The sequence below is a fragment of the Streptomyces sp. MS191 genome, assembly GCF_008042125.1.
Lineage (GTDB): Bacteria > Actinomycetota > Actinomycetes > Streptomycetales > Streptomycetaceae > Streptomyces.
This window is the reverse complement of record NZ_RDBI01000040.1, coordinates 2,921,930-2,944,277: the sequence shown is the minus strand read 5'-3', so window position 1 is coordinate 2,944,277 and position 22,348 is coordinate 2,921,930. Positions and strand designations below refer to the sequence as shown.

Annotated in this window: 19 protein-coding genes and 1 pseudogene; 7 read left to right on the top strand and 13 right to left on the bottom strand. The window is 72.3% G+C overall.

What is annotated here, in order from left to right; genetic code table 11:
* Positions 1-252 precede the first annotated feature (252 nt).
* The 4 genes and pseudogenes from EAO71_RS20740 (at position 253) to cseC (ending at position 3,779) form a co-directional block, all read left to right on the top strand.
* Complete coding sequence (locus EAO71_RS20740; RefSeq protein WP_147979068.1) at positions 253-819, top strand: SigE family RNA polymerase sigma factor; 567 nt, start codon at positions 253-255, stop codon at positions 817-819.
* Positions 820-899: 80 nt separating this feature from the next.
* Positions 900-1,645, top strand: a pseudogene (locus EAO71_RS40075) (hypothetical protein).
* Positions 1,646-1,738: 93 nt separating this feature from the next.
* Entirely contained in the window at positions 1,739-2,443 is a 705-nt protein-coding gene (gene cseB, locus EAO71_RS20725; RefSeq protein ID WP_147979066.1) for a two-component system response regulator CseB, read from the top strand.
* 16 nt (positions 2,444-2,459) lie between these two features.
* A complete protein-coding gene (gene cseC, locus EAO71_RS20720; protein ID WP_147979065.1) occupies positions 2,460-3,779 on the top strand; it encodes a two-component system sensor histidine kinase CseC in 1,320 nt (439 codons plus the stop codon).
* A 156-nt stretch (positions 3,780-3,935) separates the two neighbouring features.
* Here cseC and EAO71_RS20715 read toward each other — a convergent pair whose 3' ends face one another.
* Complete coding sequence (locus tag EAO71_RS20715) at positions 3,936-5,513, bottom strand: MDR family MFS transporter (protein ID WP_147979064.1); 1,578 nt, start codon at positions 5,511-5,513, stop codon at positions 3,936-3,938.
* Positions 5,514-5,630: 117 nt separating this feature from the next.
* Between EAO71_RS20715 and EAO71_RS20710 the strand changes: the two genes are divergently transcribed.
* On the top strand, positions 5,631-6,185 hold the full coding sequence (locus EAO71_RS20710; RefSeq protein ID WP_147979063.1) for a TetR/AcrR family transcriptional regulator: 555 nt from the start codon (positions 5,631-5,633) through the stop codon (positions 6,183-6,185).
* Between the two features lie 37 nt (positions 6,186-6,222).
* On the opposite strand, the gene EAO71_RS20705 is transcribed toward EAO71_RS20710, so the two are convergent.
* Positions 6,223-6,924: a M23 family metallopeptidase gene (locus EAO71_RS20705; protein WP_147979062.1), complete on the bottom strand. Its 702-nt coding sequence runs from the start codon at positions 6,922-6,924 to the stop codon at positions 6,223-6,225.
* A 483-nt stretch (positions 6,925-7,407) separates the two neighbouring features.
* Here EAO71_RS20705 and EAO71_RS20700 point away from each other — a divergent pair, with 483 nt between their 5' ends.
* On the top strand, positions 7,408-10,410 hold the full coding sequence (locus tag EAO71_RS20700) for an NACHT domain-containing protein (RefSeq protein ID WP_147979061.1): 3,003 nt from the start codon (positions 7,408-7,410) through the stop codon (positions 10,408-10,410).
* Positions 10,411-10,527: 117 nt separating this feature from the next.
* Here EAO71_RS20700 and EAO71_RS20695 read toward each other — a convergent pair whose 3' ends face one another.
* Positions 10,528-13,053 (bottom strand): ATP-dependent Clp protease ATP-binding subunit, encoded by a 2,526-nt coding sequence (locus tag EAO71_RS20695; protein WP_147979060.1) that lies wholly within the window; start codon positions 13,051-13,053, stop codon positions 10,528-10,530.
* A gap of 462 nt (positions 13,054-13,515) precedes the next feature.
* Here EAO71_RS20695 and EAO71_RS20685 point away from each other — a divergent pair, with 462 nt between their 5' ends.
* Positions 13,516-14,115 carry an SCO3374 family protein gene (locus tag EAO71_RS20685; protein WP_147979059.1) on the top strand — a complete coding sequence of 200 codons (600 nt, stop codon included), beginning with the start codon at positions 13,516-13,518 and terminating at the stop codon, positions 14,113-14,115.
* Here the strand turns inward: EAO71_RS20685 and EAO71_RS20680 are convergent.
* From EAO71_RS20680 to EAO71_RS20635, 10 genes are all read right to left on the bottom strand, one after another.
* Positions 14,094-14,429, bottom strand: a complete 336-nt coding sequence (locus EAO71_RS20680; RefSeq protein WP_147979058.1) for a histone-like nucleoid-structuring protein Lsr2 — start codon at positions 14,427-14,429, stop codon at positions 14,094-14,096. The genes EAO71_RS20685 and EAO71_RS20680 overlap by 22 nt on opposite strands.
* Positions 14,430-14,573: 144 nt before the next feature.
* Positions 14,574-15,113, bottom strand: a complete 540-nt coding sequence (locus EAO71_RS20675; RefSeq protein ID WP_147979057.1) for an amino-acid N-acetyltransferase — start codon at positions 15,111-15,113, stop codon at positions 14,574-14,576.
* A 9-nt stretch (positions 15,114-15,122) separates the two neighbouring features.
* The gene (locus tag EAO71_RS20670; protein WP_147979056.1) at positions 15,123-15,545 is read right to left on the bottom strand and encodes a BlaI/MecI/CopY family transcriptional regulator; all 423 of its coding nucleotides are present in this window, start codon (positions 15,543-15,545) and stop codon (positions 15,123-15,125) included.
* 121 nt (positions 15,546-15,666) lie between these two features.
* Positions 15,667-15,849 (bottom strand): hypothetical protein, encoded by a 183-nt coding sequence (locus EAO71_RS20665; RefSeq protein ID WP_147979055.1) that lies wholly within the window; start codon positions 15,847-15,849, stop codon positions 15,667-15,669.
* Between the two features lie 87 nt (positions 15,850-15,936).
* Positions 15,937-16,518: a hypothetical protein gene (locus tag EAO71_RS20660; protein WP_187282768.1), complete on the bottom strand. Its 582-nt coding sequence runs from the start codon at positions 16,516-16,518 to the stop codon at positions 15,937-15,939.
* A 297-nt stretch (positions 16,519-16,815) separates the two neighbouring features.
* Positions 16,816-17,622, bottom strand: a complete 807-nt coding sequence (locus tag EAO71_RS20655) for a type III pantothenate kinase (RefSeq protein ID WP_147979053.1) — start codon at positions 17,620-17,622, stop codon at positions 16,816-16,818.
* On the bottom strand, positions 17,622-18,665 hold the full coding sequence (nadC, locus tag EAO71_RS20650) for a carboxylating nicotinate-nucleotide diphosphorylase (RefSeq protein WP_147979052.1): 1,044 nt from the start codon (positions 18,663-18,665) through the stop codon (positions 17,622-17,624). The genes EAO71_RS20655 and nadC overlap by 1 nt, the downstream gene beginning before the upstream one ends.
* 3 nt (positions 18,666-18,668) lie before the next feature.
* Entirely contained in the window at positions 18,669-20,375 is a 1,707-nt protein-coding gene (locus EAO71_RS20645; protein WP_147979051.1) for an L-aspartate oxidase, read from the bottom strand.
* Positions 20,372-21,424, bottom strand: a complete 1,053-nt coding sequence (gene panC / locus EAO71_RS20640) for a pantoate--beta-alanine ligase (protein WP_147979050.1) — start codon at positions 21,422-21,424, stop codon at positions 20,372-20,374. The genes EAO71_RS20645 and panC overlap by 4 nt, the downstream gene beginning before the upstream one ends.
* Positions 21,421-22,332, bottom strand: coding sequence for a Rossmann-like and DUF2520 domain-containing protein (locus tag EAO71_RS20635; RefSeq protein WP_147979049.1), 912 nt, complete (start codon positions 22,330-22,332; stop codon positions 21,421-21,423). Before EAO71_RS20635 ends, panC begins: the two co-directional genes overlap by 4 nt.
* Between the last annotated feature and the right edge of the window lie 16 nt (positions 22,333-22,348).

Sequence of the window (22,348 nt, the reverse complement as noted above, 5' to 3'; positions counted from 1 at the left end):
CCACGCCGCTCCGCCCCACGCCGTCGTCCATGGTTCCCCCCGTCCTGCCCGCCGCAGCCCGCGCACGGACACCGCGAACCTACCGACCGTCCGACGGGACCGGACGCCCGGCCCGGCCCCGGCCGTTACACAACCGATGGGCAGCCGTGCGTCCGCCGACGGCTGCCGCGCACAGCCTCGTGACAACCGCTCCGTAGCGTCGTCGACGTACACGGAAACAGTGCTGGTCACGGGGATCGGAGGCGGTTGGGAATGGCGCACGGCGAGGTGCTCGACTTCGAGGAGTACGTCCGTACACGGCAGGACGCCCTGCTGCGCAGTGCCCGACGTCTCGTGCCCGACCCGGTCGACGCGCAGGACCTGCTGCAGACCGCGCTGGCCCGCACGTACGGCCGCTGGGACGGCATCGCCGACAAGTCGCTGGCCGACGCCTACCTGCGCCGCGTGATGATCAACACCCGCACCGAGTGGTGGCGCGCCCGCAAGCTCGACGAGGTCCCCACCGAGCAGCTGCCCGACGCGTGCGTCGACGACGCCACCGAGCAGCACGCCGACCGGGCCCTGCTCATGGACATCCTCAAGGTCCTCGCCCCCAAGCAGCGCAGCGTCGTCGTCCTGCGCCACTGGGAGCAGATGAGCACCGAGGAGACCGCGGCGGCGCTCGGCATGTCGACCGGTACGGTGAAGAGCACGCTCCACCGTGCTCTGGCCCGACTGCGCCAGGAACTGGAGAGCCGGGGCATCGACCACGACACCCGCGCTCTGGGGCGATCGACCGAACGAGGCGAGGAACGGGGGCGGGACCGGTGCGCGGCCTAGGCTCCAGACACGACGGCGAGGACGACCGGCCCGGAGACGGCCCGGCGTGCGGCACCCACGCGGCGGCGAGCACCACGGCACTGGCCGGGCTCGTCGCCGTCGGCCTGCTCCTGGCCGGCTGCTCGACCGGCGGGACGGGTTCCCGGGACGAGGGCGCGGCCCGCGCCGACGACGTGACCCCGACGGCCCCGGCCGCCTCCCCCTCCTCGACGGCGACGAGCCCGGCCAGTGCCGTGGTGCTCGCCGCCGCGTGGGTGCCGCACGCCGGGCCGTCTCCGGGCCGGTCGTCCTCGCCGTCGTGTCTGGAGCCTAGGCCGCGCACCGGTCCCGCCCCCGTTCCTCCTCCGCGGGCATGCAGTCGGCCAAGCGCGTCGACCCGATCGCGCTGCTGAAGTCCGACCCGAAGATCGGCGAGCGCCTGAAGGGCGATCTGAAGCCCTGCGTCGCGGACGCGTACCCGGTGGACACCTCCTACGGGAACCTCACCGGCGGGGCGTCGCCGGACGTCGTCGTCAACGTGATGACCTGCGGCGACGCGGTCGGCATCGGGACGTACGTGTACCGCGAGGAGAACAAGGAGTACAAGAACGTCTTCATGACCGAGGACGCCGCCGTCTACGCGACGATCGACCGCGGCGATCTGATCGTGACCCGGCAGGTGTACGCCAAGGGCGACCCGGTGGCGTACCCCTCGGGCGAGGACGTGATCACGTACCGGTGGGCGGGCAACAAGTTCACCCAGCACGACTGGGTGCACAACGACTACAGCCGCGCGGTCGGCGACGGCGGCATCGACGGCTCCGCGCCGGCACCGAGCGGCGGCTGACCGCGACGCGACGCCGGCTCCGGGGACGGGGGCCGGCGCGAACACCGACGCCGGCGTGCGACGCCGGCGGGAGAGAAACGGAAAGGGCGCCCGATGGCCGAGACCCATGTGCTGTTCGTCGAGGACGACGACGTGATCCGCGAAGCCACCCAGCTCGCCCTGGAGCGGGACGGCTTCGCGGTGACCGCGATGCCCGACGGGCTCTCCGGTCTGGAGGCCTTCCGGGCCGACCGCCCGGACATCGCGCTGCTCGACGTGATGCTGCCCGGCATGGACGGCGTCAGCCTGTGCCGCCGGATCCGCGACGAGTCGACCGTGCCGGTGATCATGCTGTCGGCGCGCGCCGACTCGATCGACGTCGTGCTGGGCCTGGAGGCCGGGGCCGACGACTACGTCACCAAGCCCTTCGACGGATCCGTGCTGGTCGCCCGGATCCGCGCGGTGCTGCGCCGCTTCGGGCACGCGGGCGGCGCGGCCGGCGGGGACGCGGGGCGGGACGAGGGCCCCGACGGCGGGGTGCTGGTCTTCGGCGAGCTGGAGGTCGACACCGACGGGATGGAGGTCCGCAGGGGCGGGGCGCCGGTGGCGCTGACGCCGACGGAGATGCGCCTGCTGCTGGAGTTCTCCTCCGCACCCGGCACGGTCCTCTCGCGCGACAAGCTCCTGGAACGGGTGTGGGACTACGGCTGGGGCGGCGACACCCGGGTCGTGGACGTCCACGTGCAGCGCCTGCGCACCAAGATCGGCCAGGACCGGATCGAGACGGTCCGCGGCTTCGGCTACAAACTCAAGGGATGACGCGGGGGATGAACGGATGAAGCGGCTCCCCCTGCGCACGGGCGTCCGCTGGAAGATCTCCGTCGCGATCGCCGCGGTCGGCGCGCTCATCGCGGTCACGCTCAGCCTGGTCGTCCACAACTCCGCGCGCGTCTCGATGCTGGACAACGCGCGCGAGGTCCAGATGGAACGGCTGCTCTTCGCCCAGCGGATGTACGAGGGCTCCAAGCCGAAGGAGCCCCGCTTCGGCACCAAGATCAACGATCCGATGCTGCCGCGCCAGCTCGACCGGCTGATGCGGGACAACCGGCGGGGCACGTACGTCCAGGAGCACAGCCACGGCGGTCCGCCGGACGTCTGGGCGGCCGTGCCGCTGGCCAACGGCGACGTGCTGTCGCTGCACATCCCCTTCGCCGACCGCAGCGCGGCCATCATGAAGGACCTCGACCGGGCGCTGGTCATCGGCTCCGTCTCGGTGGTCTTCGGCGGCTGCGCGCTCGGCGTGCTCATCGGCGGCCAGCTCTCCCGTCGGCTGCGGAAGGCCGCCGCGGCCGCCGGGAAGGTGGCCCAGGGCAACACGGGCGTCCGGGTCAGGGACGCGATCGGCGGGGTCGTCCGTGACGAGACCGACGAGCTGGCCCGCGCGGTCGACGGCCTGACCGACGCCCTCAACGAACGGATCGAGGCCGAGCGCCGGGTCACCGCGGACATCGCGCACGAGCTGCGCACCCCGGTGACGGGCCTGCTGACGGCGGCGGAGCTGCTGCCGCCCGGGCGGCCGACCGAGCTCGTACGGGACCGGGCGCAGGCGATGCGGACGCTGGTCGAGGACGTGCTGGAGGTGGCCCGGCTGGACAGCGCCTCGGAGCGGGCCGAGCTGCAGGAGGTCGCGCTCGGCGAGTTCGTCGAGCGGCGGGTGCGGACGCTCGACCCGGACGTGGTCGTCCGGGTGGTCCACGAGTCGTGGGTGAACACGGATCCGCGCCGGCTGGAGCGGATCCTGGGCAACCTCCTGGCGAACGCGGCCAAGCACGGCAGCAAGCCGGTGGAGGTCACGGTCGAGGGGCGGGTGGTCCGCGTGCGGGACCACGGCCCCGGCTTCCCCGAGGCGCTGCTGCGCGAGGGCCCGAGCCGCTTCCGTACCGGGGCGAGCGACCGGGCCGGCCAGGGCCACGGGCTCGGCCTCACGATCGCGGCGGGGCAGGCCCGGGTCCTGGGCGCCCGGCTGACCTTCCGCAACGCGGCCCCCTCGGGGGCGCCCGCCGGGGCGCAGGGCGGCGCGATCGCGGTGCTCTGGCTCCCCGACCACGCGCCCACGAACACGGGCAGCTTCCCGATGATCAGGTTCCCGGACTGAGGGCTGTACGAGGGGCGGCGCCCGGCCCTGGTGTCCGGGCAGGACCCCGGGACGCGGCGGGCCCCTTTCGGGGCGGCCCTGCCGCGAGCGGCCGAAGGCCCCCGGCGCGAGCTGTCGCGCCGGGGGCCTTCGGCCGTGTGGTGCCGGGGGGCGGGGTCAGACCGTCTCGGCGACCTTCGCGGTCTCGCCGTCGGCCGGCTTCGGGGCCGGTCCGGTCCCGCGCAGGGCCACCTCCTTGACGAAGAACGCCAGGACGAAGCCGATCACCGCGACCGCCGAGCCCACCAGGAAGGCGGAGTGGGTGCCGGACGCCACGGCGTACTGGTACGCCTCGCGCAGCGCGGCGGGCAGCTTGGCCAGGCTGGCGGCGTCGAGCTGGGCCGACTGCTGCGTCAGCCCGGAGCCGCCGCGGGTCGCCATCTCGTCCTGGACGCGGCTGGTGAAGAGCGCACCCATGATCGCGACGCCGAAGGACGAACCGAGGGTCCGGAAGAGGGTGGTCGACGAGGAGGCGACGCCCATGTCCTTGAGCTCGACGCTGTTCTGGGCCACGAGCATCGTGATCTGCATCAGGAAGCCCATGCCTGCGCCGAGCACCGCCATGTAGATCCCGGAGGTGAGGCGGGAGGTGCCGGTGTCCATCTGGGCCAGCAGGAACAGGCCGGCGACCATCAGCGCGGTGCCGATGATGGGGAAGATCTTGTACTTGCCGCTGTTCGTGGTCACCCGGCCGGAGATCAGCGAGACGACCATCATCGACAGCAGCATCGGCAGGAGCAGCAGGCCGGAGTTGGTGGCCGAGGCGCCCTGCACGGACTGCTGGAAGAGCGGCAGGAAGAGCACCGCGCCGAACATCACGAAGCCGGTGAGGAAGCCGATCACCGACATGAGGGTGAAGTTGCGGCTGCGGAAGATGTGCAGCGGCATGATCGGGTCGGCGGCGCGGGTCTCGACCAGGAGGAACGCGGCGAGCGCGACGAGGCCGGTGACCGCGAGGCCGACGATGGTCGCCGAACCCCAGGCGTACTCGGTGCCGCCCCAGGTGGTGACCAGCACGATGGTGGTGATGCCGACGGTCAGCAGCGCGGCGCCGAGGAAGTCGATCCGGGTGCCGGCGGTCCGCTCCTTGCGGGGCAGGTGCAGCACGGCGGTGACCATCGCCAGCGCGACGACGCCGAGCGGCAGGTTGATGTAGAAGGACCAGCGCCAGCCCCAGTGGTCGGTGATGGAGCCGCCGACGAGGGGTCCGCCGATCATGGCGAGCGCCATCACGCCGGCCATCATGCCCTGGTACTTGCCGCGCTCCCGGGGCGGGATCAGGTCGCCGATGATCGCCATGACGCCGACCATCAGACCGCCGGCGCCCAGGCCCTGGACGGCGCGGAAGCCGATGAGCTGGCCCATGTCCTGCGCCATGCCGCTGAGCACCGAACCGATCAGGAAGACCACGATCGAGGTGAGGAAGACGCCCTTGCGGCCGTACATGTCGCCGAGCTTGCCCCAGATCGGGGTGGAGGCGGCGGTGGCCAGGGTGTAGGCGGTGACGACCCAGGAGAGGTGCTCCAGGCCGCCCAGCTCGCCGACGATGGTCGGCATGGCCGTACCGATGATCATGTTGTCCAGCATCGCGAGCAGCATCGCGATCATCAGGGCGAGCAGCACGACGCGCACGCTGCGCTGCCGGACCTCCGCCCCGCCCCCCTCGGCTGCCTTCACTGACTCGGTCGTCGCCATGCCCCTGCTCCCCACACCTTCGGACGCTTACTTGKCGCCCGGCTAGTTACTAGACTAGGAAGGTAAGAGGGAAACTAGCCGGGCGTCAAGTAAGTAAAAGGGTGTGGGGAGAAGAGCATGGCCAGAGGCAACACCCGCCAGCGCATCCAGGACGTGGCCCTGGAACTCTTCGCCGAGCAGGGCTACGAGAAGACCTCACTGCGCGAGATCGCCGAACGACTGGACGTCACGAAGGCCGCCCTCTACTACCACTTCAAGACCAAGGAAGACATCCTCATCGGGATCTTCGAGGACCTGACGCGGCCGATCGACGAGCTGATCGCCTGGGCCCAGGAGCAGCCGCGCACCCTGGAGACCAAGCAGGAGACGCTGCGCCGCTACCAGGCGGCACTGGCCGACGCGGCCCCGCTGTTCCGCTTCATGCAGGAGAACCAGGCCACCGTGCGCGAGCTGAGCATCGGCCTGACCTTCAAGGAGCGCATGCTCGCGCTGAGCGGGCTGATCCAGGAGCCGGACTTCGCGCTGGCCGACCGGGTCCGCTGCATCAGCGCCCTGTTCACCATGCACGCCGGCATGTTCTTCATGCAGACGATCGAGGGCGACCCCGAGGAGAAGCACGAAGCCGTCCTCGAGGTCGCCCTCGATCTGATCACCCAGGCGCACCACGCCTGAGGCCACACCCGGCAGGGCCGGGTCCGGTCGCGTCGGGTCAGATGGTGACGCCGACGGAGCGGAGGAACGCGGCCGGGTTGAGCGCGGAGCCGTAGTTCGGGGTCGTACGGATCTCGAAGTGCAGGTGGGGGCCGGAGGAGTTGCCGGTGTTGCCCGACAGCGCGATCTTCTGGCCGGCGCCGACCTTCTGGCCGATGTGCACCTTGATCTTCGACAGGTGCGCGTACTGCGAGTACTTGCCGTTGGCGTGCTTGATGACGACGGCGTTGCCGTACGCCGGGCCGTCGCCGCCGCCGTAGGGGCCGGCCTTCACGACGGTGCCCGCACCGGCGGCCTTGACGGTGGTGCCGACCGGGACGGCGAAGTCCTGGCCGGAGTGCTTGTGGGCCCACATGGCGCCGCCCTGGTTGAAGCTGGCGCTCAGCGAGTAGCCGGCGACCGGCTTGACCCAGGACGGAGCCTTCTTGGCGGCGACCGGGGCCTTCTTGGCCGCTGCCTTCACGGCGGCGGTCTTCGCGGCGGCGGCCTTGACCTGAGCGGCCTTGACCTGGGCGGCGACCTTCGCCTGGGCGTCGGCCTGGGCGGCGACGGCGGCGGACACACCGACAGGGGCGGACGCGATGGCCTTGCCCTCGGCGGCGAAGGCGGAGCCCGCTCCGGCCACCAACGACGCTCCCAGGCCGGCGGCGGCGAGAGCGACGACGGTGGTACGGGTGGGGTTCATGACGCGCTTCGACATACGGGGGAAAACCTCCGGGAAGTACGGGACCCGACACGGTGCTGCGCCGGGCTGGCCATCCCTTGGTAACCCGCCACCCCATCTCGCCTCAAACCCCCCATCTACGACATCGCGTCGTAGCGATCTCCTTGAAAGTTCAGGTCTTGACGACCCTCGGACCCCGTTCCTGAAATCGGACAAAACCGTACAAGCGAATCGGTTTATCCGCATGTCGCCCCTGTCCTGATGGGCCCGAGAGGCCGCCTCTCGCCCGGTTCGGGACCCTCCGGGACCAAGGTCCCGCCACAAGGGACCGGAACGTCCCGAATCGACCCCAAACGCCACCACTATTCCGGCTAGTACCCCTCGAAACGCCTGTGCGCCTTGTCACGGCGCACCCCCCACCATTGCGACCTGGGTCACGCAACCGGAGGCCCCCGAGAGCCGTCCCCGACTACGTCGGCGGCACGGCCGGACAGGACACGGATGCTTCGGGGGACGTACGTGGATCCAGCGCTCATCGGCACCCGCCTGGTCTCCGGCGCGATCGGGCCGCTGCTCAGGAAACTGCTGGTCACCGACGGCCCCGGAGCCGGCCTCACCGGCGAGGGCCGCCGTGTCCGGCTCTCCCGGCTCGTCTCCTTCCGCGGCGAACGGCGCACGCTGACCGACCGGGACGTCCGCACCCTGGCCGCCACCCTCGTCGAACGCGCCGTGACCGGCCCCGGAGGACCGCCCTTCCCGGCCGACGAGACCGAGGCCGTCACCGACGCCCTGGCCACCACGCTGCTCGCCCTCGGCGACCTGGACATGGACGACGTCCAGGCGGTCGCCCTGGGCCACACCGCCCTGGCCCGCCGCCTGCGCGCGGCCGCCCCGGCCCCCGACGGGCTCGCCACGGACTCCGTCCTCTTCCTGGGGACCCTGACCGAATGGGCCTGCCTGCACATCCTGGAGTTCTTCACCCAGCGCTCCACCTTCGTCGCACGGACGCTGGTCGAGCAGACCCGCGGCCAGAGCGAGCTCATCGCCAAGGTCGACGCACTGCTCACCCGCACCCCCCGGCCGGYCGGCCGCGACACCGAGTTCGAGCGGCGCTACCGGGCACACCTGGCGAGGAAGCACGGCCGCCTCACGATCTACGGAGTCGACCTCCACCACTCCCCGGACACCTGGCCGCTGGKCAGGGCGTACCTGCCGCTGGAGGCCACGGGCCCGGCGGGCAGCTGGCTCACGGCCCTCGACGAGCCCCGGGACGCCGACGCGGCCCCGGACCCGCACGCCGCCGCCCCGGACCCTCGCGCCCCGCACGCCTCCGGCGAGCACACCGCGGCCCCCCTGCGCCCCGCTAATGACTCCCTGCCCGCGGAACTCGCCCTCGCCCGCCACGACAAGGTCCTCCTGCGCGGCCTGGCCGGATCCGGCAAGACGACACTGGTCCAGTGGCTGACGGTCAGCGCCGCGAACGAAGGCCGGGACGAGGGCATGGAGTACCTGCGCGGCCGCATCCCGTTCGTCCTCCCCCTGCGCGCCCTGACCCGCCACGGCGAGCGGCTCCCCTCACCCGACCGCTTCCTGGCCGCCGCAGGCTGCCCCCTGACTCCTCCCGACGGCTGGGCCGAGCGCGTCCTCGCCGCCGGCCGCGGCCTGATCCTCGTCGACGGCATCGACGAGGTCCCCGAGGCCGAGCGCGGGCGCGCCCGCGGCTGGCTCCGCGACCTCCTCGACGCCTACGAGGGCAACCGCTGGCTCGTCACCTCCCGCCCCACCGCCGTACGCGAGGACTGGCTCACCCCCGACGGCTTCACCGAGCTGACCCTCTCCCCCATGTCCCGGGCCGAGGTCACCGCCTTCGTCCGGCGCTGGCACGACGCCGCCGGACCCGACGCCGCCCCGTACGAGGAACCGCTCCTCGACGCCCTGCGCACCGCCGCGCACGTCGCCCAGCTCGCCACCAACCCCCTGATGTGCGGCCTCATCTGCGCCCTGCACCGCGACCGCCGGGGCTTCCTGCCCCGCGGCCGGAAGGCGCTCTACGAGGCGGCGCTCTCCATGCTCCTGACCCGCCGGGACCGCGAGCGGGACATGGGAACCCCCTACGGGATCGCGCTCGGCGAGGCACCGCAGATCCAGCTGATCCAGCGGCTCGCCCACTGGCTCACGCTCAACGGCCGCACCCAGATGGACCGTTCCCGCGCCGAGGCGCTGGTGCGGGCCGCCGTCCCGGCCGTGCCGGAGGCGGCAGCGCACGACGACCCCGGCGCGGTCTTCACCCACCTGCTGCACCGCAGCGGCCTGCTCCGCGAACCCACCCCGGACACGGTCGACTTCGTCCACCGCACCTTCCAGGACCACCTGGCCGCCAAGGCCCTCGTCGACGAGTGGCACATCGGCGTCCTCGTCGGCCYCGRGGCCGACGACCAGTGGCAGGACGTCGTCCGCATGGCGGTCGGCCACGCACGCCCGCGCGAGTGCGCGGAGATCCTCGGCGAACTCCTGAAGACCGCGGACGCCACGACGGACCGCCGCACCCGGCTGCGCGTCCTGGTGACGGCGGCGACGGCCCTGGACGAGGCGACCGAGGTCGCGCCGGACATCCGGGAGCGGATCCTGCGACGGACGGCGGACGTGATCCCCCCGCGCGACCCGGACGAGGCCCGCGAGCTCGCGTCCGCGGGACGGGCGGTCCTGCACCTGCTGCCGGGTCCGGACGGGCTGAGCGCCCGGGAGGCGCTCATGGCGGTGACGACCGCGACCCACGTCACCGACGACGCCGCGCTGCCGTACCTGGCCCGGTTCGCCCGTCACGAGTCGATCGAGGTCCGGTCACAGCTGATGTGGGCGTGGTCGCGCTTCGACACCCGGGACTACGCGCGGGAGGTCCTCGCCCACCTCGCTCCCGGCTCCCTCTACTTCACCCTCCGCTCCGACGACCAGGTCGACGAACTGGTCCGCCGGGGGATCCGGCCCAGCTCCCTCGACATCCGTGAGGGCCTCTCCCGCCACGGCGTCGCCGCCCTCGAACCGCTCCTGGAGCGGACGCGGTACCTGCATGTCGCGCTGGTCGCGGCGGGGACCGCCGTGGCGAGCCTGCTGCGCGACGGCGACGCGCCTGCCGGAGCGTGCCGTGTCCCGCGGCTCCGCCATCTCGACCTGTACGGGTCGGCGTCCCCCACGGCGGCGGACTGGCGCGCCGTCGCCGCCGTGCCCGGCCTGCGTGAGCTCGCACTCGCCCCCCGCCATCTCGACGGGTGCCCCGACGGGCTCGTCCTGGCGCAGGTCGACCACCTGGTGGTGACGGGCGACGACGACGCCGATCCGCCGTTCGAGCGGATCGCCGAGATCTTCCCGGGACTGGGCACGCTGGTCCTCTCCGGTCGCTGCGAGGGACGGACGTACGACCTGAGCCCGCTGGCCGGCCTGCCCGACCTCGCGCTCGTCGAGCTGCCCGGCGCCGAGGTCACCGGCACCGGGCACCTGCCTCCCACGGTCCGCATCGCCACCTGATCCGCCCCCGGGCCCTGCCCTCCGCCGGGTCCACCGGGCGCCACGGAAAAAGGGGCTGCCCCGGCCCGTACGTCTCCGTACGGGCCGGGGCAGCCCCGTCAGCCGCTCAGTGCGGCGTCACGCGTCCTTCGAGAGGTTGGGGCCGGCTCCGCCGGTCGCCTGCTCGATCGGGGGGACGTCGGGCAGCGCCGACTTCTCCTCGCCGCGGAAGGTGAACTTCTTCTCCTCACCCTCGCCCTCGGTGTCCACGACCACGATGTGACCGGGACGCAGCTCGCCGAAGAGGATCTTCTCCGACAGCGAGTCCTCGATCTCACGCTGGATGGTCCGACGCAGCGGACGGGCACCCAGAACGGGGTCGTAACCCTTCTTGGCGAGCAGGTCCTTCGCGGACTGGGAGAGCTCGATGCCCATGTCCCGGTCCTTCAGGCGCTCGTCGACCCGGCCGATCATCAGGTCGACGATCTGCAGGATGTCGTCCTGGGTGAGCTGCGGGAAGACGATGATGTCGTCCACACGGTTCAGGAACTCCGGGCGGAAGTGCTGCTTCAGCTCGTCGCTGACCTTGGCCTTCATCCGCTCGTAGTTGGACTTCGTGTCGCCCTGGGCGGCGAAGCCCAGGTTGAAGCCCTTCGAGATGTCCCGGGTCCCGAGGTTGGTCGTCATGATGATGACCGTGTTCTTGAAGTCCACGACCCGGCCCTGGGAGTCGGTCAGACGACCGTCCTCCAGGATCTGGAGAAGGGAATTGAAGATATCGGGGTGGGCCTTCTCGACCTCGTCGAAGAGGACGACGGAGAACGGCTTGCGGCGCACCTTCTCGGTGAGCTGGCCGCCCTCTTCGTAGCCCACGTATCCGGGGGGCGAACCGAAGAGACGGGAGACCGTGTGCTTCTCGCTGAACTCCGACATGTCGAGGGAGATCATCGCGTCCTCGTCGCCGAAGAGGAATTCGGCGAGCGCCTTGGACAGCTCGGTCTTACCGACACCGGACGGGCCGGCGAAGATGAACGAGCCACCGGGGCGCTTCGGGTCCTTCAGGCCGGCCCGCGTACGGCGGATCGCCTTCGAGAGACCGCGGACGGCGTCCTTCTGGCCGATGACGCGCTTGTGGAGCTCGTCCTCCATGCGGAGCAGACGCGAGGACTCCTCCTCGGTCAGCTTGAAGACCGGGATGCCGGTGGCGGTCGCGAGGACCTCGGCGATCAGCTCGCCGTCGACCTCGGCGACGACGTCCATGTCGCCGGCCTTCCACTCCTTCTCCCGCTTGGCCTTCGCCGCCAGCAGCTGCTTCTCCTTGTCACGGAGAGACGCCGCCTTCTCGAAGTCCTGGGAGTCGATCGCGGACTCCTTGTCCCGGCGGACGCCGGCGATCTTCTCGTCGAACTCGCGGAGGTCCGGCGGCGCGGTCATCCGGCGGATGCGCATCCGGGAGCCGGCCTCGTCGATCAGGTCGATCGCCTTGTCCGGGAGGAAGCGGTCCGAGATGTACCGGTCGGCCAGGGTCGCGGCCTGGACGAGGGCCTCGTCCGTGATGGAGACCCGGTGGTGGGCCTCGTAGCGGTCGCGCAGACCCTTGAGGATCTCGATCGTGTGCGGCAGCGACGGCTCCGCGACCTGGATGGGCTGGAAGCGGCGCTCGAGGGCGGCGTCCTTCTCCAGGTACTTGCGGTACTCGTCGAGCGTGGTGGCACCGATGGTCTGGAGCTCACCGCGGGCCAGCATCGGCTTGAGGATGCTGGCGGCGTCGATCGCGCCCTCGGCGGCACCCGCACCCACGAGGGTGTGGAGCTCGTCGATGAACAGGATGATGTCGCCGCGGGTGCGGATCTCCTTGAGGACCTTCTTCAGGCGCTCCTCGAAGTCACCGCGGTAGCGGGAGCCGGCGACCAGCGCGCCGAGGTCGAGGGTGTAGAGGTGCTTGTCCTTGAGGGTCTCGGGCACCTCGCCCTTGACGATGGCCTGCGCCAGGCCCTCGACGACGGCGGTCTTGCCGACGCCGGGCTCGCCGATGAGGACCGGGTTGTTCTTCGTACGGCGGGACAGCACCTGCATGACCCGCTCGATCTCCTTCTCGCGCCCGATGACCGGGTCGAGCTTGGACTCACGAGCGGCCTGGGTGAGGTTCCGGCCGAACTGGTCGAGGACCAGGGACGTCGAGGGGGTGCCCTCCGCAGGACCGCCGGCGGTGGCGGCTTCCTTGCCCTGGTAGCCGGAGAGCAGCTGGATGACCTGCTGCCGCACCCGGTTGAGATCGGCGCCCAGCTTCACGAGGACCTGGGCGGCGACGCCCTCGCCCTCGCGGATCAGGCCGAGCAGGATGTGCTCGGTGCCGATGTAGTTGTGGCCGAGCTGGAGGGCCTCGCGGAGCGACAGCTCCAGGACCTTCTTGGCACGAGGGGTGAAGGGGATGTGCCCGGACGGGGCCTGCTGGCCCTGACCGATGATCTCCTCCACCTGCTGTCGGACCGCCTCGAGCGAAATCCCGAGGCTCTCCAGGGCCTTAGCGGCGACACCCTCACCCTCGTGGATAAGGCCCAGGAGGATGTGCTCGGTGCCGATGTAGTTGTGGTTGAGCATCCGGGCTTCTTCCTGAGCCAGGACGACAACCCGCCGCGCGCGGTCGGTGAACCTCTCGAACATCGTTAATCGCTCCTCAGAGCGGTCAGTCAGTTAGGGGTCGATCCCCTCCCTGTCCTTCCGCAGCTTAGTCCCGCAAGCGGGGACCGCTCATTCCAACTGCCGACATCCGTCCGGATCACCCCCTCTCAAGCGGGGAGACCTGCTGCCGAACAACCGACAAATGCTCCAACCCGATGGTGCGAGACGATGTTCCCGCAGGCCAAGCAGTTACCCGTGCCATCTGTACGCCGATGGCGAACGTGAGACGCCCAAGCCCGCGGGTTGCCCCTTCCCACTAGGAATGTCTTACCCGTCAGGACTGACACTCCATGCGGCACACCCCGGTTCCCTCCGCTACGGGCGAACATCCTTGCGCTCTCGAATGCACCCGTACGCCCCCATCATGGACACTCTGCGCACCGGATCAAGGACGCTGGGTCACCTCGGGCGTAACCAGAACGCCGCGCCGACCGTTCCCCGGGTATGGCCCTCACCGTTCCGCCTCCTCCCCGCTCGCCCCGCGCATGCGGTGTGGCGCGGTGGTACGAGCACGAGCTCGGCTGGGCCGTCTCACACGGGTCGGGTCAGCCCGTGCAGCTCGTGACGGGGCTGCGCTTCGACGTCCTGGAGCTGCCCGCCACGGCCGGCCGCGCCGTCCTGCGCAGGGCGGGAGCGGGCGTCGGGCCGGTGGCCCTCATGGGGCGGCGGATGCGGCTCCTGGTGGCCGCGGGGAGCGCGGAGGAGCTGCCGGGGCTGCTCGACTGGCTGGAGTGGGGCGGGATCGCGCTGGACCTCGCCGCGCTGGGCGCGGGCGGCCGGATGACCGCCCCCGTTCCCCCGGGATGGGGCGGTCCCGGCGCACCGGGCGCCGCGGTGTGGCTGCGGGCCCCGGAGCCCGGGCGTGAGGTGGAGTCCTCCCTGCCGGCCCTGCAGGCCGCCGCACGGGGCGGTGCGGGCGCCCCCTGCCTCGTGCGTCTCGTGGCCGCCGCGGCCGCGGAGTGCCATCGGGTGCGGCTGCTGAGCGCGGCCACCGGCGAACCGGCCGCTCAGCAGCTGGCGCCTCAGCGGTTCGCGTCCTCGTAGGCCGCCTTGATCTCGGCGGGCACGCGACCGCGGTCGTTCACGTTGTAACCGTTCTCCTTGGCCCACGCGCGGATCTTCGCGGTGTCCGGGCTGCCGCCGGCGGCGACACGACCCTTTCCACGCGTACCGGCACTGCGGCCACCGGTGCGCCGACCGCTCTTGGTGTACGGCTCGAGCAGGCCACGGAGCTTGTCCGCGTTGGCGGTGGTGAGGTCGATCTCGTAGGTCTTGCCGTCCAGCGCGAACGTCACGGTCTCGTCCGCCTCGACACCGTCGAGGTCATCGACAAGAAGGACCTGAACCTTCTGTGCCACCGGATTTCCTTTCATCGAAAATGCAGTACGCGGAAAGGAAACCGCTTTTCCCGGAAAAACACAAACCCCCGGCAGAGGTTCAGAAGCCCGGCAACGCGGGAAACATGCGCGATTCGGACATAGGGTTCCGGACGTTCGTTACGGTCACAGGTGCAGAAGCATCCGGCTGTTACCCAAGGTGTTCGGCTTCACTCGTTCGAGACCCAGGAACTCGGCGACACCCTCGTCATAGGAACGCAGGAGCTCGCTGTAGACATCTCCGTCGACCGGAGTCTCCCCGATCTCGACGAAGCCGTGCTTCGCGAAGAAGTCGACTTCGAAGGTCAGGCAGAATACCCGGCGCACCCCGAGCCATCGGGCGGTGTGCAGCAACTTGTCGAGCACGAGATGCCCCACTCCGGCGCCCTTGAACTCGGGATCGACCGCGAGAGTACGCACTTCGGCAAGGTCTTCCCACATCACGTGGAGTGCGCCGCAGCCGACCACCACTCCGTCCTCGTCGCGTTCGGCGACCCAGAACTCCTGGATGTCCTCGTAAAGCGTCACGGTCGCTTTGTCGAGCAGGATGCCGCGCCCCACGTACGGGTCGACGAGCCGGCGGACGGCGGCGACGTCGCCGGTGCGGGCCCGGCGTACGGTGACGGTTTTCGGGGCGGGTGCGGAAGCGGGCACGGAGGACTGCATGGGGGGACGCTATCGCCCTTCGGGCCCCGTCCCACCGGCGCCCTCCGCCGGTGGCGCGGCGGCCTCGGGGGCGTTGTAGCCGACGACGCGGATCGCGTCGCCGAGCGCCTCGCGCTGTTCGGGCGACATCATGCCGAAGAAGGCGACCAGGGCGGCGGCGGGGTTGTCGCTCTGCGACCAGGCTTCGTTCATCAGCGCGGCCGAGTAGGCGGCGCGGGTGGAGACCGCGGTATATCGATAGGCGCGCCCGTCGACTTCCCTGCGCACCCAGCCCTTCTGATGGAGATTGTCCATAACGGTCATGACGGTGGTGTAGGCGATGGACCGTTCCTGCTGGAGATCCTCCAGGACTTCCCGGACGGTCACCGGACGGTTCCATTGCCAGACGCGCGTCATGACGGCGTCTTCCAGCTCTCCCAATTGGCGGGGCACAGGGCCACCCTAGTGCGCGACGCCGGGAATGGGTCACCTATTGCGGCCGGAAACGCAACAGACGCAACAAAAAGGACGTACGGCCTGAAATCGGCCGTACGTCCGGGGGTCGAGAGGGGTCCTACGAGGCGGTCGCGCCGCCGTCCGCCTGGCGGGCGGTCTCGGCACGGGCGAGGGCGGCGTCCACGGCCGCGTCCTCCTTGGCCTTGTTGGGGCCGCCCTGGCTCTTGACGATCGTGACGACGAGGCCGATGAAGAACGCGGCCATCACGACGGGGGGCAGGAGCGCGGATACGTAGTCCATGGCGTCCAGAGTAGCCAAGGGCCGTCCCGCCGTCCCCGGCGGGCGTCCGACGCCGCGCGCCGGTCCGCCGCCCGTCACGGGTCGGCCCTATCCGGCGACGCGCTCCTCGGGCGGGGGCGGGGGTACGGGCCGTCTGCGCGGCGGGAACACCTCGGAGGGCTTGGGCACCGGACGTTCGCCGGGCGGCGGCGGCTTGGGGCCGCTCGGGCTCGGCTTGGGCTGGTCGGCGGCGCGCCCGCCGGGCAGCGCGAGCAGCCGGGTGCGGGGCGCGGGGGCCGTACGCGCGCCCACCTGGGAGACGCGGGCCAGCCGGGCGCGCACCGAGCGCTCCGCGATCACCTGGCAGCGCGCCAGGAGTGCGGCGGCGCGCGGGTTGGCGCGCAGGGCGCGCAGGGCGGCGAGATCGTCGACGCCGGGTTCGTGGCCGGCCGCGAGGGCGTCCTGGAGCAGCTCCAGGTAGCCGGCGAGGGAGCCGGGCAGGGCCTCGCGGTAGCGGGCCAGGTCGGCGAGGAGGAAGGCGCGCAGCCGATCCGCCTCGCGGACCGCCTCGTCCACGGATTCGGCGAGACGCAGGCAGTCCCGGACGTCCTCGTCCTGGAGGGGGGCAGGGTTGAGGGCGGTGGCGAGGGCGCGTCGGAGCACACGCAGCTCGTCCGCACTGAACACCATGCCGCCGCGGGATCCGTATGGCGTGGGCATGGGGTGACGATACGCGCTAATCGGACAATTTCTGTCTTATTGATCACTTCGGGCGCGGCGCGGAGCCGGCCCGGCCGGCGGAGCGACCGGGGCCCGCGAGCGGCGCCGTCCGGGCGGTGGCCGGGAAGACGGGAGCGGGGCGGCGGCCGGTGGCCGTCGCCCCGCTCGTGTCCTCGGCAGGGTGCTCCCCGGACCGGAGCACCGTCCGCCCGGAGAGCCGGGCGGGACGACCCGGCCCGCGCCCGGGGCGGGGGTGTCCGGCAGGACCTACATGCGGGAGACGTTCCGCTCGTAGACCAGGCGTAGGCCGATCAGGGTCAGCCACGGCTCGTGCTCGTCGATCTCCTTGGCGTCGGCCAGGACCATCGGGGCCAGACCGCCCGTCGCGATCACCGTGACGTCCGAGGGGTCGCCGTCGCGCCCCACGAGCTCGCGCTTCATCCGGGACACCACACCGTCGACCTGTCCCGCGTAGCCGTAGACGATGCCCGACTGCATCGCCTCGACGGTGTTCTTGCCGATCACGCTGCGCGGCCGGGCCAGCTCGATCTTGCGGAGCATCGCGCCGCGGACGCCGAGCGCCTCGACCGAGATCTCGATGCCCGGCGCGATGGCGCCGCCCGCGTACTCGCCGCGCGCGGTGATCGCGTCGTAGGTCGTCGCCGTGCCGAAGTCGACCACGATCGCCGGGCCGCCGTAGAGCTCGACGGCTCCGACGGCGTTGATGATCCGGTCCGCGCCGACCTCCTTGGGGTTGTCCGTGAGGATCGGGACGCCGGTCTTCACGCCCGGCTCCACCAGGACGGCGGGCACGTCGCCGTAGTAGCGGCGCGTCACCTCACGCAGCTCGTGCAGGACCGACGGGACCGTCGCGCAGATCGAGATCCCCTCGATGCCGTCGCCGAGCTCCATCCCGAGCAGCGGGTGCATGCCCATCAGGCCCTGCAGCAGGACCGCCATCTCGTCGGCCGTGCGGCTCGGATCCGTCGAGATCCGCCAGTGCTCGACGATCTCCTCGCCGTCGAACAGGCCGAGGACGGTGTGCGTGTTGCCGACGTCGATGGTGAGGAGCATCAGACAGCCGCCTCGGAGGCGTCCCGCAGGTCGAGGCCGATGTCGAGGATCGGGGACGAGTGGGTGAGCCCGCCCACCGCGAGGTAGTCCACGCCGGTCGCCGCGTAGGCCGCGGCGTTCTCCAGCGTGAGGCGGCCGGAGGACTCCAGGGCGGCACGGCCCGCGACCAGCGCGACGGCCTCCTCGGTCTCCAGCGGGGTGAAGTTGTCCAGCAGGATCAGGTCGGCGCCGGCGTCCAGGACCTCGCGGACCTGGTGCAGGGTGTCGACCTCGACCTCGATCGGCAGCTCGGGGAACAGCTCGCGCACGGCCTTGAACGCCTCGGCGACGCCGCCGGCGGCCACCACGTGGTTGTCCTTGACCAGGGCGGCGTCGGAGAGCGACATGCGGTGGTTGACGCCGCCGCCGCAGCGCACCGCGTACTTCTCCAGGGCGCGCAGGCCCGGGGTGGTCTTGCGGGTGTCGCGGACCCGGGCCTTGGTGCCCTCCAGGACGTCCGCCCAGGCGCGGGTGGCGGTGGCGATGCCGGACAGGCGGCACAGGAGGTTCAGCGCGCTGCGCTCGCCGGTGAGCAGGTCGCGGGTGCGGGTGGTGACCGAGAGCAGCTTCTGGCCCGCCTCGACCCGCTCGCCGTCCTCCACGTGCCGCTCGACCTCGAAGGTCTCCGTGCAGACGATGGACAGGATCGCCTCGGCGACCCGCAGGCCGGCCACGACGCCCGCCTCGCGCGCGGTGAAGTCGGCGGTGGCCACGGCGTCCTCGGGCACGGTCGCGACGGTGGTCACGTCCACCCCGCCGTCGAGGTCCTCCTCGATCGCCAGGTGGGCGATGTCCTCGACCTGCACGGGGTCGAGACCGGCGTCGGCGAGCAGCTGGGCGAGGGCCGGGTCGAGGCCGCACTCGTACACCTCGTCGTCGGCGCAGCCGCAGCCGTCACCGCAGCCGCCGGCGTCCGCCGAGGCCGTGCCCGGGGCGCCGATCTGGATGAGGGGCACGTCCACGGGCTGCGGGCGGGCTTCTTCGGGCGTGCTGGGCGTGCTCACGGTTTACAGCTCCCTGGGGGCGTCGTCGGCGGTGGGGGGAAAGTCATGGGTCTCGGTGGTGCGGAGGTCCAGCGTCCGGTCCGGTTCGAGGCGCACGACCAGGTGCCGGCGCCAGGCCGCGTCGTCGCGCTCCGGGTGGTCCTCGCGCCAGTGGCAGCCCCGGGTCTCCTCGCGTCGACGGGCCGCGGCGACCAGTACCCGGGCGACGCACAGCAGGTTGGTCGTCTCCCAGGACTCGACGCCCGGCTCGGACGCCTTGTGCTCGTCGTGCTCCCCGGTGGCCGCGGCGACCGCCTCGGCGTGCAGCGCGTCCAGGCCCGCGGCCGCGGTCGCCAGGCTCCGAGCCGATCGCAGCACCCCGGCCCCGTGCGTCATGATCCGCTGGATCCTGGTGCGGGCGCCCGGGTCGGGCAGCGGGAGGGTCACCGGCGAGGCGTGCGGGGCCGGGACGCCCGCGGTCCGGGACGCCAGGGCCGTGACCTCGTCGGCGATGCGCTCGGCGAAGACCAGCCCCTCCAGGAGCGAGTTCGAGGCCAGCCGGTTGGCGCCGTGGACGCCCGTGCAGGCCACCTCGCCGCACGCGTACAGGCCCGGGACGGTGGTGCGGCCCCGCAGGTCCGTGCGCACGCCGCCGGAGGCGTAGTGGGCCGCCGGGGCGACCGGGATCGGCTCGGATACGGGGTCGATGCCGTGGGCGCGGCAGGCGGCCAGGATCGTGGGGAAGCGGTTCTCCCACATCTCTGCGCCGAAGTGGCGGGCGTCGAGGTACATGTGCTCGGCGCCCTGCTCCTGCATCCGGCGCATGATCGCCTTGGCGACGATGTCGCGGGGGGCCAGCTCGGCCAGCTCGTGCTGTCCGAGCATGAAGCGGACGCCGTCCGCGTCGACGAGGTGCGCGCCCTCGCCGCGTACCGCCTCGGAGACCAGCGGCTGCTGGCCCTCGGAGTCGGCGCCCAGGAAGAGCACGGTGGGGTGGAACTGGACGAACTCCAGGTCGGAGACCTCGGCGCCGGCGCGCAGCGCGAGCGCGACGCCGTCACCGGTGGAGACGGCCGGGTTGGTGGTCGCCGAGAAGACCTGGCCCATGCCGCCGGTGGCGAGGACCACGGCCGGGGCGTGGACGGCACCGACGCCGTCATGCTGGCCCTCGCCCATGACGTGCAGGGTGACGCCGGCCGTGCGGCCCTCGGCGTCCGTCAGGAGGTCCAGGACGAGGGCGTTCTCGATGGTGCGCACGGCGTCGGCGCGCACCGCCTCGACGAGGGCCCGGGAGATCTCGGCGCCGGTGGCGTCGCCGCCCGCGTGCGCGATCCGGCGCCGGTGGTGCCCGCCCTCGCGGGTCAGCGCGATCGTGCCGTCGGCGGTCTTGTCGAAGTCGGCGCCGGTGGCGATCAGCCGGCGGACGGCGTCGGGGCCTTCGGTGACCAGGAGCCTGACCGCGTCCTCGTCGCACAGACCCGCTCCGGCGACCAGGGTGTCGTCCAGGTGCTGCTCGGGGGTGTCGCCCTCGCCGAGCGCCGCGGCGATGCCGCCCTGGGCCCAGCGGGTGGAACCGTCGTCCAGGCGGGCCTTGGTGACGACGACCGTGCGCAGTCCGGCGGCGGTGCAGCGCAGGGCGGCGGTCAGGCCCGCCACTCCGGAGCCGACCACGACGACGTCGGCGTCGATGGACCAGCCCGGGGCGGGCGCGTGCAGCCGTATTCCGGTCACTTGGGGGCTCCGAAGGTCAGCGGGATGTTGTCGATCAGCCGCGTGGCGCCCACGCGCGCGGCGACGGCCAGGATCGCCTCGCCGTCGTGGTCGTCGCCGACGTCGGTGAAGTCGGCCGGGTCGACGAGGGCCAGGTAGTCGAGGGTCAGCGGGGGCTCCGTCTTGGCCGCGTCGTCGAGGACGGCGCGGGCCGCGGCCCGTACGGCGTCGGCGCCGCCGCCCTCGGTCGCCTGGGCGACGGCGTGCGCGTCGGCCGCGGCCCGGGCCTCACCGAGCTTGGACAGCGCCTCGGCACGGGTCTCCGAGGCGGGCAGCGAGGCGGCACGGGCGCGCAGCGCCTGCTGGGCGGCGAGCCGGTCGCCGGCGGCGAACAGGGCCCGGGACAGGGCCAGGGCCGTACGGCGCTCGGCGGCCGAGAGGTAGCGGTTGCGGCTGGACAGGGCCAGGCCGTCGGCCTCGCGGACGGTCGGGACGCCGACGATGTCGACCGGGAAGTTCAGGTCGCGGGCCATCCGGCGGATCAGGGCCAGCTGCTGGGCGTCCTTCTGGCCGAAGAAGGCCACGTCGGGGCGCGTGAGGTGGAGCAGCTTGGCGACGACGGTGAGCATCCCGTCGAAGTGACCGGGCCGGGAGGCTCCTTCGAGGCGCTCGCCCATGGGGCCCGCGGTGATCCGCACCTGCGGCTCGCCGCCGGGGTAGACCTCGTCGACGGAGGGGGCGAAGACGGCGTCGGCCCCGGCCGCGCGGGCGACCTCCAGGTCGGCGTCGAGGGTCCGCGGATACCGGTCGAGGTCCTCGCCGGCCCCGAACTGGAGCGGGTTGACGAAGACGGTGACGACGACGAACCCGTCGGGCCCGACGTGCTCACGGGCCGTCCGGACGAGCGTGGCGTGCCCCTCGTGGAGGGCGCCCATGGTCATGACGACGGCGCGCCGGCCGGGGCCCGGCAGCGCGTGCAGGGCGTCGGCGGTGCGGACGGGAGCCAACGCCGCCGGGGCCGCGGGGGCCGGCGCGGCGGCGCCCGGCGCCGTGGACGGGGTGGTCTTCATCGGGCTTCCCCCTCGGCGAGCACGTCCAGCAGGTCCTCGGCCAGTTCGGGCTTGAGCAGGCCGTGTGCGAGCGCCCGGTCGGCGGTGCTGCGGGCCATCGCGAGATAGCCGGAGACGGTCCCGGGGGCGTGCTTGCGCAGTTCGGCAACGTGCGCGGCGACCGTGCCGGCGTCACCGCGGGCGACCGGGCCGGTGAGTGCCGCGTCGCCGGACCGCAGGGCGTTGTCCAGGGCGGCGCCGAGGAGCGGGCCGAGCATCCGGTCGGGGGCGGAGACCCCGGCCGTGCGCAGCAGGTCCATGGCCTGGGCGACCAGCGTGACCAGGTGGTTCGCGCCCAGGGCGAGGGCCGCGTGGTAGAGCGGGCGGGCCTCCTCCTCGATCCATTCGGGCTCGCCGCCCATCTCGATGACCAGCGCCTCGGCGGCCAGCCGCAGCTCCACGGGCGCGGTGACGCCGAACGAGCAGCCGGCCAGCCGCTGGATGTCGACGGAGGTCCCGGTGAAGGTCATCGCCGGATGCAGGGCCAGCGGCAGCGCGCCGGCGCGGCGCGCCGGGTCCAGGACCTGCACCCCGTACCGCCCGGAGGTGTGCACCAGGAGCTGTCCGGGCCGTACGGCCCCGGTCTCGGCGAGGCCCTCGACGAGGCCCGGCAGGGCGTCGTCGGGAACGGTCAGCAGGACGAGGTCGGCGCGGGCGAGCACCTGGGCGGGCGGGACGACCGGCACGTCCGGCAGCAGCGACGCGGCCCTGCGCAGGGAGGCGTCGGAGACCGCGGACACGGCGACGGGACGGTGCCCGGCCAGCTTGAGGGAGGCGGCCAGTGCCGGCCCCACCCGGCCCGCTCCCACGACGCCGACGGCGAGTCGTGCGGGTCGGTCCTCGGCTCGGGGTTCTGCTGGTTGGTTCACGCGGCTACGGCCTTCC